The sequence below is a fragment of the Desertivirga xinjiangensis genome (assembly GCF_024436435.1).
GTDB classification, from domain to species: domain Bacteria; phylum Bacteroidota; class Bacteroidia; order Sphingobacteriales; family Sphingobacteriaceae; genus Desertivirga; species Desertivirga xinjiangensis.
In genome coordinates, this window is sequence record NZ_JAFMZP010000002.1 from 262,655 (window position 1) to 276,074 (window position 13,420).

Genomic DNA, 13,420 nt, shown 5'->3' on the forward strand with positions numbered 1-13,420 from the left:
CCGTAGAACGGACAAAGAAAATGGCGTGTTAAGAATTAATAGGCACTATAATCACACTCCTATAGAGGAGGCCCAGGTTGAAATATTGAAGTGGGGAACAATAGCTTTTATTGTAAGTCATATCAATATTGCTATTTCCCTTTTGTTTGGTGATGATATGACCGCAATTCCGCTTTTAATTGTGGTCACAATTCTGAACATTCTACTCTATTTTAAGATACTGAAGAGTGGCTGGATCGTGCCGGCTACACACATTCGGATTTTATTCACCCTTTTTCCTATTTGGCTTAATTTTTTTGTATTTCAGGATTTTCTTGCAACACTAACGGACTTCTTACTGTTTTTCGAGATCCTGATCTTTGGGTTTTTTAGTTTGAAGAATCGCTGGACCTTTCTATATTCCCTTGCAGCGTTCATTCCGTCGATTCTATTGTTAAGCACGACAGATCATTCAAGTGCAGTAAGTATCATACAGTCTGAACATTCGATGATAGCCTATATAGTCAATATAGCTTGCCATGCTTCTTTCGTCGTATTCGCCTGTTACCATATTATAAGATCTTTTAAAGATTCTCTCATACGGGTGGAATCACAGGCACTCGAGATTCAGGAAAAATCAGAGGAGGTTCAGGTGCAGACTGAAGAATTACAGGCGCAATCCGAGCACTTGCAGGAAATAAATGACAGTTTGAATCATCACGCAGAGGAGTTGTACAGGCAATCCATTTACCTAAAGGAAATAAACGATAGTCTTGACAAGCAAACACGCGAAGCGGTGCTGGCCCGTGAGGCTGCAGAGAAGGCGACCCAGGCTAAAAGTGTATTCCTGGCTACAATGAGTCACGAAATTCGAACTCCCATGAATGGAGTGATTGGTATGGCTGGCCTGCTTGCCGAAACAACATTAACATCCGAACAGGAAGAATATGTGAGATCCATCAGAGTGAGTGGCGATGCGCTTTTGGCTGTCATTAACGACATCCTGGACATCTCTAAAATTGAATCTGGGAACATGGAGCTTGATGAATACGGATTCGACCTGAGGAAATGCGTGGACGATGTGATTGATCTATTTGCCGGAAAAGCTGCAGATCAGGGATTGGACCTTACGTACGAAATTGAAGACGGGATACCAGCACAAATCTTAGGTGATGGTTTAAGACTAAGGCAAGTTTTGATCAACCTGATAAGCAATGCCCTGAAATTTACCCATAAAGGCGGTGTGTTTTTAAAAATAAGTTCGGAGGGGGAGGTTGAGAATCGCAAAATTAATTTCATCGTGCGTGATTCAGGAATAGGAATTCACCCGGATAAACTATCCAGGTTGTTTAAAACCTTCTCTCAGGTAGATTCATCAACAACGCGTAAATATGGGGGAACAGGCCTGGGCCTGGTCATCAGCCAAAGACTCGTGAACTTAATGGGCGGAGCTATTTCGGTCGACAGTGAACCAGGGCTTGGAACTACCTTTAGCTTCAGCATACGAACCAAAGAAAGCGCTTCTAGCAACCTTAGCGTCGCCAGGCCAGTGGTAGTTGATAAAAACAAAACCGTTTTGCAGGAAAACCTCGCTGAAAGATACCCCTTAAACATCCTGATAGCAGAAGATAACCTGATTAATCAGAAGCTGGCATTGATGATCCTGAAAAAACTGGGTTATGCTGCTGCCATAGCTAATAATGGGAGAGAGGCGATAGATATGTCGGAGGGAGGTGGTTTTGATGTTATTTTAATGGATATACTAATGCCGGAAATAGATGGTCTCGAAGCCTGCAGAGCTATCAGGAAGAAAAATATGAGACAGCCTTTTATTGTGGCTATGACAGCCAATGTAATGCCTGAAGATCGCGACGAGTGCGTTAAGGCAGGAATGGATCATTATATTTCGAAGCCAATAAATCTTGAGCTACTAATAGAAGTTTTAAAAGAAGCCGCTCAGAAGGTTAATTTACCTGCTGAGCAGTCCGCTTAAACTTTCTGCGGGATTTTCTCTACGAGAACTTGATTTCCTGCCTTATCATAATAGGTGCAGGTCATTTGTTCCATGGATACTGCCCATTTTTCAACACCCAGGCGAGTACTCAGTTTGCTAAACGTCGGATAATCGATTTCTCCTTGCTGGTGCGCTTTGAGATCTGATTTGAATTGTTCCTTATTGCAATTATCTGCAATTGTCAGGGCCTCATACCTTGCCGGGGAGATGGTTGTGTAGCCATTAGTACCAGAAAAGATGGTGTGTCCGTCGTTAACGAAGGTTTCATAATAGCTTACACCAAGAGATTTAATATCCTGTATGTAAGCAGGAAAGTCCGCACCCGATTTTACTTTGCTGTGTGCCGCTTTGATTTGTTCTAATGAAATCATTGCTTTCTGATTTAATTGTTAAACGATTGGTTGAGCACAAGTCAGCATATATCTGCCTTGCGTTCAATTACCATACAAATCTCCGCCAAACGCAGGCGTTGCTATTGTAAAAAATCGTTTTTCTACAGAAACCGTTTGAAATTTTCGGGGGTATCACCTGTGAATTGCTTAAAGGATTTGATAAAATGAGCCAGGTCGAAAAAATTATTTTCGTAACAGATCTCCGAAAGCGATTTGGTAGGGTTCAGGTCAGCCAGAAGGGCATTAAAACGGATGATCGATGCGAACTTCTTAGGACTGGCACCCACGACTTTTCTGAAGCGTTTTTCAAAAGGACTTTGACTGATGAACAGCTTGTCAAGAAGTTCCTGGATCCTGATAGTTCCACGGCTTTGGTAGATAAGTTTTATTGCTTCTGCGATCAGGTTGTCCGATCGTTTGTCTTTCAATCTCGACAGTAAAAACCGCTCCACAGTATTTATTTTTTGACTGTCGGTTTTAGCAAGCACTAGTTTTTCCTCTACCTCCCCAATGCTGCTCCTATCAAAAATATCCTCGAGAGAAACACTGAGATTGAAAAGCTCGTTTGCCGGATGGGAAGTAAAGTGCGTAAAGCCTGTTTCCGTAAAAAAGACCAGGATAGTTCCTATGTTTGCCGAGTTTTTAAATACTTTGTATCTGTCAGAAATCCCTGTGATGCCCGCTGCACTAAGTGTTCGTTCGTGCTGATCCTTCATAACCGTGAGCTGCCCGCTGTATTGAAAGCCAATTACAAGTCCTGAGCTCGGAAAAACTTTATACTCGCTTTCCAACTGATTTTCCGACACTACAAAGTACTTGATGTAGGGGCGTAACTTTTCGGTTGGCGAGTACTTGTCAAACTTCACGGAAACTTAGCAATTAATATGTTAAAGATAGGAACATCTGATCGTTTTTCAGTGAAATGATGAGATTGACTGAATGCTCCTAGTCTGACAGTCGCTGAAGCTATTGTTGTAATACTCAACGAACAGCAAATTGGGAATCCAGCTGAGAAGGGCAATGATAAGATAATTATGTTCGAACTGCACCCCGTTACCGAGAACCGTAAATAGCCAGATATAAAAGCGCAATGTAACTGCCGCAAAGGCAAGTGCATAACTTCTCCTCATCATCCTTGTGTGAGCTTCGTACTGTCTCTTTTTCACAGCTAAATAAGCTGCCATGGTAAAAATGATCCACAAGGTGTTTTGAAGAAGAAATGAAGTAAAGACCCCGGTACCTCTGTCAATAAAGAATGTCATCACATAGGCGCCCGGTACAGCAAAAAGCAAGACCCCAAACACATAGAGTTTTCCTAAGACGCGATGGAGTTTTGGATATCTCTTGCGAAGCGGCAGGAACTGGATAGATCCAGCAAGCAAAATAAGAGCGCTTCCAAATATGTGCGCATGAAAGGCAGGCAAATACCAGCCACTGGCTATTGCCTGCTGCTTTAGTTTTAAAAAGCCGGTATCTGGTTTTAAGTCGATGTATTCCAGCGTAGAGACACTTAAAATCACTACCCAAAAGAAAGCAATCCACCATAGAAAGCGTTTCCATCTCATTTCAGGACAGCCAGTTTTTTATCAAAAGTCTGAAGTTTCTTGTCTATCCAGTTAATGTTATAGCGGTCTATTTCGGTCAGCTGATCATCAACGTTTGAATGTTTTGGTTTGTATTCCATCATGTTCATTTCAAACATGTCAATCCAGCTCTTGTCCTCAAACTTAAAATCATAGTCAGCATAGATCTCCATTTTTATATACTCCAGCATGCCTTTGGTTGGAGAAATAAGCTTTTTATCGCCATATCGAAAACAGCCCTTAAGATATCTGTCGTCAATTTTTACATATTTACTAAAGCTAAAGATCCGTTTATTCGGGAGTTCGTTCATTTTTCCGTTTTCCAACCTATAATAGTGATAAAAGGGCATGGCTTGCAGATACTTTCCCTGTATCTTGACATCAAAAGAATGGTCTGTCTTTATCTCCACCTCTGTGTCTGATAACGCTGCGGCGCGAATCTCATTACATTCTATGTCTACCGGATAATCAGAACTGATGTCGAAACTGTGGATCTGGTTATTCTTCTTATCCACCATCATCACTTTTTCAGTGTCGTAAAAGTCTGACCTGCCACCTATGTAGTTATCCCGGATGGAATAAAAAATGGTTTCCAGCCAATCAGCAGGCTGAATCTTTTTAGTAAGCCTTATGTCTATCCAGTCACTGATTTCAAAGAACTCAACTTTCTTTCGTAGAGGATTCTTGAAATGAGTCATTTGATACATGATTTTCCAGTCAACCAAATGCGAAGGAGCCAGGTAGAGGCAACCATGTATTTCGCGCGAATTGTACTCAAGCAAATTCTGAATCTGATTTTCAGAAACGCGATACCGGTTTGCCTGTTTACTTACTTTGTTCATTATATCGTCAACCCTGATCGTACTATCTTTTTCACTGATACTATAATCTTTGTTCAGCCAATAATAGTCCTGTCCATGATTCAGCACAGCGATGTGAGTAGAATCATGGATGGGAATGATCTGGTCGTTGTCTACGGGCACCACTAGTTTTCCTTCGAGGTTGTAGAATCCCCGTTTCCCATCCTTTTCTACCTCAATCAGGCCTTCAAACGTCCCCCCAATATTGTGGATTAAGCTATAATCGGGAGGGACGATCTCTTTCATCTCCGCATCAACTAAACCCATGCTGTACTCTGGCTTTGGACCATTCCCGTAGATTACTGCATTAACATTCCACTCTCCTTTTACCACGTAAAAGTAGGATCGGCCATCCACGTAGCTAAACCAAAGTACGGAATCATATTTCGTTTTCAGCTGTTCTGCCGTTTTGAAGGCAGCCAGCGTTTGCGGACTATAGATTTCGTCTGCCTGGTACATCTTTGCTCTGATGGCATTTTCGTAAGCAACGAAGTCACCGAAAAGCTCTTCTCCATTAATTTTAATAACCTTAAAAGTGTTTGCACCGTCCTTTCGTATATCCAGGTTCAGCTCCGACTCAAAGTCGGGTAAAGATTCGTGACTTAATACCATATTGACCTTTACGTGACTTAGTCGCTCATTGATCATTTTTATCTCAGGATCAGTGAAAGAAATTGCCGTTTTGTAAAGAGGTTTAAAACGAGCATCGAGTCCGGTCTTTCCGCTTAATAAATTAAGAAGACGAGCTAATTCTTTTCTGGGCTGCTGTACATCAAAGTGTATCCGTACTGATTCTATAGGTTTGGAATTAAGGTCATTGACCAGTACTTCTAAAAAGGCTTGAATTTCGTTTTCCTCCGGCTTATTGAGGTATTGCTTCCCGAAAAGAAAGCCTGCAAGAACAACAACCAGGATGCTAGCTGCAATAATAAGCCTGTTTTTTGACATGATAAGGTTTTTAAATCTATTATAAAGAGGCTAAAATAATAAATCTTTTTTATGGGAAAAGCATGCTGGCTTGCCCTTCCGAACAATACAAAACTATTTGTAAATCAGGTAGAAATGTGCTTGATTTACAGCTTTTAAAATGAGTATATTTACAAAGTCAGCCGTTTAAAACACTCAAAGGTGTGCCAAATAGAATCTCCGAAAAATACACGACATGAATAATCGAATAGCCACATTACTCGGAAATGAATTTTTCTTAAGCGACGGAGGTCTTGAAACGGACCTGTTTTTTAATAAGGGTATTGACCTGCCTCACATGGCAGCATTCACGCTTACGACAAGGCAGGGGGGAGGGAGATTCTGGAAAACTACTATGCCGACTACCTCAAGCTGGCACGTCGTTAATATGTGAACTTTATTCTTGAAACGCCCACATGGCTGCAATAAAGACTGGGGGATAAACTAGGATATACACCAACGGATTTGGACAGGCTAAACAAAACTGCGGTAGAGCACATGAAAGCTATGCGGCAAGCATTTGAAACGGACAGATCCCGGATCATCATCAGCGGAAACATCGGACCAAGGGGCGATGGGTATAAACCCTCAGATATGTTAAATGTTGCCGAAGCCGAAAGTTATCATTCAGATCAGATAGCCACATTCAAAGATGCTGAGGCCGATCTGGTTTCTGCATTTACTATGAACTATTTGGAGGAAGCATTGGGGGGAGTAAACGCCGCAAGGGTAAAGGAAATCCCTGTTGTGATTTCCTTTACCCTTGAAACCGATGGTCGATTACCCGATGGAGGAACATTTGAAAATGCGATTGAAACTCTTGACCGCACAACTGGTAATTATCCGCTTTACTATATGGTAAATTGTGCGCATCCACTTCACTTTAAAAATAAGCTTGGCTCAGAGAAAACCCTAAAAAGGGTTAAAGGACTTAGGGCGAACTCTTCTACGAAAAGCCATGAGGAACTCGATAACTCAGTAGAAATTGATAAAGGAGACATGGATCTGCTTGCCAGAGAATATCTGGATTTAAGAAATTCGATGCCCGCGCTTTCTGTTATAGGCGGTTGTTGTGGTACCGACCATACCCATATTGAACGTATTTGTGAATCGCTTTTAGCGAAGGCCTGATAACCTTTAACCATTCCACTTCCATGGATCGATTAGGTTGCGCCTGTCAATAAAGAAACCCAAATAAATAAATCGGTATTTTGTTCATAAAACCAGTTTCTATATCATCTGCGATCACAAAGCTGTTCGGGACATTCTGTATTTGTTTCGCTGATTTTTTCTTACCCCCAACCTCAAATGTAAAAAGCTTTTCGTTCTCTCTTACAGAAATATCTCCTTCGGCAGGCAGATACGCTTCGGCTCTGTAGTTCGTTAGCTGATTCAGGATAAACGTTTCCCTTAGTGTGCCTACATCAGGAGACGTTTTTAACGCATATGAAAAGTTGGTGTTTGCCAGATAGATCTTATCTGGCTTTTGCAATAAGCTGATACCCTTGCCATCCCGGTTGAGAAAGTGAAGTAAACCAGCTTTTTCAAGTGCGTGAAGGTATTCTTTAATGGTGTTGCGCCCAATACCCAATTTCTCGGCTATAGCTGATATGTTGGCGGTAAAAGGAACAGACTCTGCTAATATTCCGAGTAATTTCTTAATCTTGAAAATATGTTCGGCAGTATACCCTGCTATATAAGCTAAATCCTCACTTAAGGTAACTTCCATCGTTTGTACCAGCCTCGTTTCAAAACTTTCCTGGTTCAAGCCTTTACTAAAGGGAAAGTATCCTTTCTTTAAATAGTCGGTAAATAGTGACAGTGGTTTAAATAAACCTGTTAATTGGGCCGCGTGTTCAAGATGGTTTTCGAGAAGATCAGTCAAACTTATCGGGAGATAATTAATGTTATGAAAGAAGGAAAGATACTCTCTGAAAGAAAGACCTGCTAATTCATAGCTCGATACTCGTCTGCTCAGATCGGCTTCGCCACGGTATAGATCAAGTGCAGACGAGGAGGTGAAAATAACTTGCAGATCGGGAAGTCCATCATAAATGATCTTAATTTGCCTCGACCAATCTTTCATTTTATGCACTTCATCTACCAGCAAGGTTCGACCTCCTAATTGGTGAAACTGTTGGGCCAGATCATAGAGGTTATTGTTATAAAACCAGGGATGGTCTAGTGTAACATAAAGGTTTTTGCTTGTGTCTTTTAAGTTATACTTGAGGTGTTGAAGCAAGAGCGTAGTTTTGCCAACTCCTCTGAGTCCTTTTACACCCACAAACCTCTCCTGCCATTGAACCTGGTGAAATAGATAGCGGTTAAATTGGTTATTAACTTTTTGGAGCAAAGTTGCCTGATATTGAAATAATTTTTCCATAATATTGATTTGAGGCCAAATCAAATATAGTATAAAAATGGTTTGGAGTGAAATCAATATTAGATGCAGACACATTGGATGGAAAGCAATCAGGAAGTACTTTGTTTTATTTTTCGTACTTATTTGCTTACTCCATCACTTAATTTCTATCATAAAAATATCTTTAATGTGCAAGGGGGAATAGTATTTAACGTGTCGAAATGAATAATAGCAAATTTAACTGGAGGTCTTCAGCAGCATCGCGACAATGTTTCACGATTTAGATGATGTAACTCTTTATAGAAACAGCTATATCTAAAATATAACTGATGGAAGAAAATGTTTCGGGTTAGGGCTTAAAGCTACAATTAGCAGGTAAGAATTTTAGGTTTTTTAAAACACGCGGCACGCGTGTGCTTTGCTCTTTTGCCGAACCGCATGTGCGCCTCAAGTGCTGTTTTCTCAAATAAAACCTATATTAGAAGCCAATATTAATCATTATCACAGTATAACGCTGTATTTTCATGGCTCTTAATAAGTTTGCATTATCTCTTGGTTTTTTCTTTCTTGCTACAAATCTTGCTCTTTGTCAAACTATCCTTACCGGCAAGGTTGTCAGCGTTTCAGATGGCGACACCTTTACCATCCTGATAAGCGGAAACCAGCAGGTTAAAGTCAGGCTGCATGGCGTGGACTGCCCCGAGAAGAACCAGGACTTTGGGACAAAAGCAAAAGACTTTACATCGGCCAACATCTTCGCAAAATCAATTAAAGTCCAATCTAAAGGAAAAGACCGCTATGGCCGCACCATCGGCGTTGCTATGTTGCCAAATGGCTCAACGCTTAACGAGAATCTGCTAAAGGCTGGTTTTGCCTGGCACTATAAGCAATACGACAAGTCGGAAAAATATGCTCTTCTCGAACAGCAGGCAAGGATTGCCAAAAAAGGCCTGTGGTCTCATCCCAAACCCCAGGAACCCTGGGAGTTCAGAAGATCCGGAAGGAGAAAAAGTTCAGGAAAAACGACACCAGCTTCAAGTTCATCAAAAAATAAATCGCAGGTAACCAATGTAGGCAAGCAATCGTCCGTTTGTGGCGCAGCAACTAAAACAAGCGGGAAACCTTGTCAACGAAAAGTTGAGGGAGGAGGAAGGTGCTGGCAGCACAGTCAGGGTGCCTGATGCTACTCCCCCCCGGACACCAAAAACTGGATGCAGAGTAGCTGCTACCTGTCTTTCTTCTGCTGGCCGAAAAAAAAGCCGGTTATATCTAATGGTCCTGATAATAGTACTGATTGGGTATTGATCTTAGGGTTTGTCAACCCGGTTTCTGCCTCTCTGCAACCAACCCAATCAACTTCCCAAACTTTTAATCTCAAAACCACAAACCTTGTAATTTTACACAAGTACCTGCGACTAACTTTGAAAACAAATCCTGATGGAAAAAGAATTTATCGAAATGATAAATGCGCACCGCGGAATCTTGTATAAGGTTTGCAACCTGTATTGCAATGATCCGGAAGACAAAAAAGACCTTTTCCAGGAGATGGTACTGCAGCTTTGGCGCTCTATCAAAACCTTTCGGAAAGATTCACGGGTTTCAACCTGGATGTACCGTGTGGCGCTCAATACTGCAATAACTAATTTCAGAAAGGAAAGCCGTAAGCCCGAACGGTTTTGCATTTCCGAAAATGAATTGCAGATCCCCGACATTAGTGACCTCGCCCTGCAAAGCGAAAATCTTAACCTTTTAAAAAAGGCAATAGACCAATTAAATGCCATTGAAAAAGCCATCATCATGCTTTACCTGGATGAAAAAAGCTACGATGAAATAGCCTGCATTATAGGAGTAACACGGAGCAATGTAGGAGTCAAAATCAACCGGATCAAGAGTAAACTGGAATCAATTATTAAAAAACAAGAGTTATGAACTTAGAAGAAATGAAAACAGCCTGGCAGGAATACGATGTAAAACTGCAATCAGCACAAGTAATAAACCAAAAGCTGATAAACAGTATGATCAAAGAGCGCTCATCTTCCCGCTTATCAAAAGTAAAAAAACAATACGTGGCCTTGCTCAGCTTTATGGTGTTTTGGGTTGTTGTTGATCTTGCAGTTCTAATTGGAAACCCCTTTGACTACACACAAACCGTAGAATATATCCCAATTGGGATCCGCTGTCTCTGCATGGTCTTGCTTGTACTGGCTTTAACCAGATTTATTCATAGCTTGACTAAGATAGAGATCGGCGCAGATTCCATAGTAGTAAACCTGCAGAAAGTAATTCGAATCGTAAGCCAATACGAACGCCCCGGCAGGCTATTGGCTCTTACTCTGAGTCTGATGCTGCTTTCTTCCGCAGTTCTGTTCCCGCTATCATTTTTGCCCAGAAAGATTGAACTTATGGGTTTCTGGGGTGGCCTTACAGACACGATGATCCCGATAACAATCTCCATAATCGTCATCGTCATCGCACACCTTCTGGGTGCGTTCAAATCCCGGCAGGGAGAGAAGTTTCAGGAAGATCTGAAAGAATTGATGGAGCTGAAGGGATTATCGGAGGAGTTAGGTAAAGACGAATAGTATTCGGGAATATTTGCGGTCACCATGCATGATCGTTTCTAGGATAAAAGAGATCAGTTAGTCTATCCTTTATTCCTCTGTTTCAATCTTCATTTCTATTGAGGAAGGTCCCTCACTACTACCGCTTTTTATAGCAGGTTGGAAACTTACTACTTGTCGTTAATAGTTCAAAACAATTAACGACAAGTAGCTATTCCGTATCAGTTCTTAGTAATAAACAGATCATATCCGCTTGCAGCAGGATAAACGTTGCCTCCAAAGCTAAAAGGTGAATAATAGGTTCCGGCAAGGATCTTGTAACCTTTTTTATCGATTGCTATCCGTTTTGCTTCTCCGCTTATCGTGCCCAGGTTTTCAGCGCTCTCCGGTAACCCAGAAGCAGAGTACACAGCAGTGAACCCTTGAATGTTGCTTGTACTGCTTAGCTTGATATCCCCAATGGTTGCTGCAGTATCATAGTATCCTGTAAAATGCAATTTGCCATCGTTCTCAACAAGATCAAAAATATACTGAGCCCCGGGCAATCCCACTTGTGAAGCCCATATAAGAGAGCCATTACCGTTATAACGAGTCAGAAAAGAAGAACCGTGCTGCATAGCCGAAGTAAATGAGTGAGAACCGATGCTAATTTGTTCCCGGAAGCTTCCCCCGATGTAAATATCTCCATCCTTATCGACAGCAAGTCCGGGACAGTTTTCAGTAGATGGTCCCCCAAAGGTGCGTACCCATATCACCTCTCCATCTTCGTCGAATCTCGCCAGGAAGACATCCTGATCGCCATTGTTCGTAAGTGAAAAAGAGCCGATCTTTTTCTGCCCCTCAAAAGACCCAGCAATTAGCAAATCTCCATTCGGCGCAAACTGCATATTAGAAGGGTAAATTGAACCATGTGTGGTATAGTCCCCGGGAATAACCCCATATACTTTTCCCCAGTCGAGTGTCCCGGTCTGGTCATAACAGGCGATAAAAAATCCCGACTGATCGTTCACCCCCATGCGGGTATCACTGAAATAAATATCGTGAAAGAAGTAGCCCGTAACATAAACCTTTCCAGAAGCTGATACCATGATTGAAGTAGGTCTCTCAAACCCAGTACCTGAAATCTGTTTTACCCATCGCACTTTGCCTTCACGATCCAGACTCGCTAGAAACATATCCGTCATGTTAGGCATTCCGCTCGAGTTATTTAACCTTTTCAGCTCAAGCGACATATCACCTATGCGGGTGAGGCCCCGGAAAGTCCCTCCTACGAAAACGTTCCCTTCAGCATCGGCAGCCAGCGTATAACCTTTTTCTTCATGGCTCCCGCCGAGGAGAGTGGCCCAGATCATTTTTCCGTTTTCATTAAACTTAGCAACATAGGCATCATGATCACCATTTGCCTTGAGGCGAAGGCCCGGACTCATGTCAAAAAAGAAGCCAGCCCCTCGAACTTTGGTAGAGCTGGTTATGTAAAAATTGTTGGAATTGTCCTGAGCAAGATCCATGTCATAATTTGCCTCGGAGGACTGAATGAAAAAACGTTCTTTGAATTGATCCCGCTTCTCGTCTCCTGAATCTTTTTTACAGGACGCGAGGACACTTGTCAAGGTAAGAATAGTGAAGTAGAATAATTTAGAATGTTTCATATAAAGCAAAATTCTTACAAAAATAAAAGATAAAAAAAAGCATGACAGCCGAATTTTCGGACGCCCTGCTTTATTTAATAACCATAATAGAACTAACTGGCTATTGCTTAATCAGGTTAGCGCTTATGCGAGTGCAGCCTTGTCGCCTGGTTCTTAAAAAGCTTAAAAAAATCCCCCAGATACCCGGGAAATTAATCTTTCTTTTATTTTTTTATTTCCAGGTTTCATTTCTATAAATTCTTTCTGCATATTTATACCATTAATAAACCTCGAACCCTAAAACAGTTGAAAATGAACGCCTCAGCCTTAAAGCAATCCCTAGCCATACTAGTGCTGGCAATCCTTTTTGTTTCTTGCGAAAAACCTGAAACTCCCGCCAAAGCTGAAACTCCCAATGAAAATGGAACCGTTAAACCAGCAAATGGCAGCATATCATATTTTGCAAAAGCTTCAGGTACAGCCCCAAAAGGATCAAAGACAAAGACCGCACAAGTTTTAGCAGACTCAACCTATGTGCAGTGGTCTTCTGCATCTATTTTCGTTGAAAAAATATCATTTGTTGGCCGAAATGGCAGTTTGCTTGATACAACAATTTGGGTAAGGAAAAACCTGGACATTCTTAATACAGATGTTTTGACGGGAGTGTTCAGCTTACCCGCAGGATCCTATCGGGACGTGAAAGTCAAATTGTTCCTTAGAAAAGCAAATTATCCAGAGTTAGCTTTCAATCTTGGAGGAACATTTATAAGTTACCAGGGAACTCGTGATAGTCTGATAGTGGCAAGTTCATTGCCCTTTGAAGCAGATTTGGCGGTCAACGACATTATTATTAATGCTTCTGATAGCTATAAAGTAGTGTTCAACTTTAATCTCGACAAAGTATTAGCAGGGATTTCGATGGGCACGCTCCAATCATTAAATCCCCATGTCACAGAAGGTAAAAGAATCTATACAATCTGGAAGGGTGGACCTCAGGACGTACCATTTTTCAACCAGGTTGCTGAAAATTGGCAGACTGTGGCAAGCGCTGTGATTTCCAAACAGTAATTTATCA

13 protein-coding genes are annotated in these 13,420 nt (G+C 41.5%); 7 read left to right on the forward strand and 6 right to left on the reverse strand.

Annotated elements, in window-relative coordinates; genetic code table 11:
• Positions 1-25: 25 nt before the first annotated feature.
• Positions 26-1,972: an ATP-binding protein gene (locus J3P37_RS05935; RefSeq protein WP_256010135.1), complete on the forward strand. Its 1,947-nt coding sequence runs from the start codon at positions 26-28 to the stop codon at positions 1,970-1,972.
• Here the strand turns inward: J3P37_RS05935 and J3P37_RS05940 are convergent.
• From J3P37_RS05940 to J3P37_RS05955, 4 genes are all read right to left on the reverse strand, one after another.
• Positions 1,969-2,364, reverse strand: coding sequence for a DUF1398 domain-containing protein (locus tag J3P37_RS05940; protein WP_256010136.1), 396 nt, complete (start codon positions 2,362-2,364; stop codon positions 1,969-1,971). The two genes, J3P37_RS05935 and J3P37_RS05940, sit on opposite strands and share 4 nt — an antisense overlap.
• A 122-nt stretch (positions 2,365-2,486) precedes the next feature.
• Positions 2,487-3,251 (reverse strand): helix-turn-helix domain-containing protein, encoded by a 765-nt coding sequence (locus tag J3P37_RS05945; protein WP_256010137.1) that lies wholly within the window; start codon positions 3,249-3,251, stop codon positions 2,487-2,489.
• A gap of 48 nt (positions 3,252-3,299) precedes the next feature.
• Positions 3,300-3,950 carry a DUF2306 domain-containing protein gene (locus tag J3P37_RS05950; RefSeq protein WP_256010138.1) on the reverse strand — a complete coding sequence of 217 codons (651 nt, stop codon included), beginning with the start codon at positions 3,948-3,950 and terminating at the stop codon, positions 3,300-3,302.
• Positions 3,947-5,776: a WG repeat-containing protein gene (locus J3P37_RS05955; RefSeq protein WP_256010139.1), complete on the reverse strand. Its 1,830-nt coding sequence runs from the start codon at positions 5,774-5,776 to the stop codon at positions 3,947-3,949. Before J3P37_RS05955 ends, J3P37_RS05950 begins: the two co-directional genes overlap by 4 nt.
• 214 nt (positions 5,777-5,990) lie before the next feature.
• Here J3P37_RS05955 and J3P37_RS05960 point away from each other — a divergent pair, with 214 nt between their 5' ends.
• Both J3P37_RS05960 and J3P37_RS05965 read left to right on the forward strand, forming a co-directional pair.
• Positions 5,991-6,188, forward strand: coding sequence for a hypothetical protein (locus J3P37_RS05960; RefSeq protein ID WP_256010140.1), 198 nt, complete (start codon positions 5,991-5,993; stop codon positions 6,186-6,188).
• Between the two features lie 71 nt (positions 6,189-6,259).
• Positions 6,260-6,925 carry a homocysteine S-methyltransferase family protein gene (locus tag J3P37_RS05965; protein WP_256010141.1) on the forward strand — a complete coding sequence of 222 codons (666 nt, stop codon included), beginning with the start codon at positions 6,260-6,262 and terminating at the stop codon, positions 6,923-6,925.
• A gap of 46 nt (positions 6,926-6,971) precedes the next feature.
• On the opposite strand, the gene J3P37_RS05970 is transcribed toward J3P37_RS05965, so the two are convergent.
• Complete coding sequence (locus J3P37_RS05970; RefSeq protein ID WP_256010142.1) at positions 6,972-8,177, reverse strand: ATP-binding protein; 1,206 nt, start codon at positions 8,175-8,177, stop codon at positions 6,972-6,974.
• A 503-nt stretch (positions 8,178-8,680) separates the two neighbouring features.
• Here J3P37_RS05970 and J3P37_RS05975 point away from each other — a divergent pair.
• The 3 genes from J3P37_RS05975 to J3P37_RS05985 all read left to right on the forward strand — a co-directional run bounded on the left by J3P37_RS05975 (position 8,681) and on the right by J3P37_RS05985 (position 10,738).
• The gene (locus J3P37_RS05975) at positions 8,681-9,337 is read left to right on the forward strand and encodes a thermonuclease family protein (RefSeq protein ID WP_256010143.1); all 657 of its coding nucleotides are present in this window, start codon (positions 8,681-8,683) and stop codon (positions 9,335-9,337) included.
• A 256-nt stretch (positions 9,338-9,593) separates the two neighbouring features.
• Positions 9,594-10,085 carry an RNA polymerase sigma factor gene (locus J3P37_RS05980; RefSeq protein ID WP_256010144.1) on the forward strand — a complete coding sequence of 164 codons (492 nt, stop codon included), beginning with the start codon at positions 9,594-9,596 and terminating at the stop codon, positions 10,083-10,085.
• The gene (locus J3P37_RS05985; protein WP_256010145.1) at positions 10,082-10,738 is read left to right on the forward strand and encodes a hypothetical protein; all 657 of its coding nucleotides are present in this window, start codon (positions 10,082-10,084) and stop codon (positions 10,736-10,738) included. The genes J3P37_RS05980 and J3P37_RS05985 overlap by 4 nt, the downstream gene beginning before the upstream one ends.
• Before the next feature lie 200 nt (positions 10,739-10,938).
• Here J3P37_RS05985 and J3P37_RS05990 read toward each other — a convergent pair whose 3' ends face one another.
• On the reverse strand, positions 10,939-12,366 hold the full coding sequence (locus J3P37_RS05990; protein WP_256010146.1) for an SBBP repeat-containing protein: 1,428 nt from the start codon (positions 12,364-12,366) through the stop codon (positions 10,939-10,941).
• 291 nt (positions 12,367-12,657) lie between these two features.
• On the opposite strand from J3P37_RS05990, the gene J3P37_RS05995 reads away from it, so the two are divergent.
• Positions 12,658-13,413 carry a hypothetical protein gene (locus J3P37_RS05995; protein ID WP_256010147.1) on the forward strand — a complete coding sequence of 252 codons (756 nt, stop codon included), beginning with the start codon at positions 12,658-12,660 and terminating at the stop codon, positions 13,411-13,413.
• The last annotated feature ends 7 nt before the right edge of the window (positions 13,414-13,420 follow it).

Coding starts and splice junctions, on each gene's coding strand:
- J3P37_RS05940 (WP_256010136.1), bottom strand. CDS start 2,364: ATGATTTCATTAGAACAAATCAAAGCGGCACACAGCAAAGTAAAATCG.
- J3P37_RS05950 (WP_256010138.1), bottom strand. CDS start 3,950: ATGAGATGGAAACGCTTTCTATGGTGGATTGCTTTCTTTTGGGTAGTG.
- J3P37_RS05955 (WP_256010139.1), bottom strand. CDS start 5,776: ATGTCAAAAAACAGGCTTATTATTGCAGCTAGCATCCTGGTTGTTGTT.
- J3P37_RS05960 (WP_256010140.1), top strand. CDS start 5,991: ATGAATAATCGAATAGCCACATTACTCGGAAATGAATTTTTCTTAAGC.
- J3P37_RS05970 (WP_256010142.1), bottom strand. CDS start 8,177: ATGGAAAAATTATTTCAATATCAGGCAACTTTGCTCCAAAAAGTTAAT.
- J3P37_RS05975 (WP_256010143.1), top strand. CDS start 8,681: ATGGCTCTTAATAAGTTTGCATTATCTCTTGGTTTTTTCTTTCTTGCT.
- J3P37_RS05980 (WP_256010144.1), top strand. CDS start 9,594: ATGGAAAAAGAATTTATCGAAATGATAAATGCGCACCGCGGAATCTTG.
- J3P37_RS05985 (WP_256010145.1), top strand. CDS start 10,082: ATGAACTTAGAAGAAATGAAAACAGCCTGGCAGGAATACGATGTAAAA.
- J3P37_RS05990 (WP_256010146.1), bottom strand. CDS start 12,366: ATGAAACATTCTAAATTATTCTACTTCACTATTCTTACCTTGACAAGT.
- J3P37_RS05995 (WP_256010147.1), top strand. CDS start 12,658: ATGAACGCCTCAGCCTTAAAGCAATCCCTAGCCATACTAGTGCTGGCA.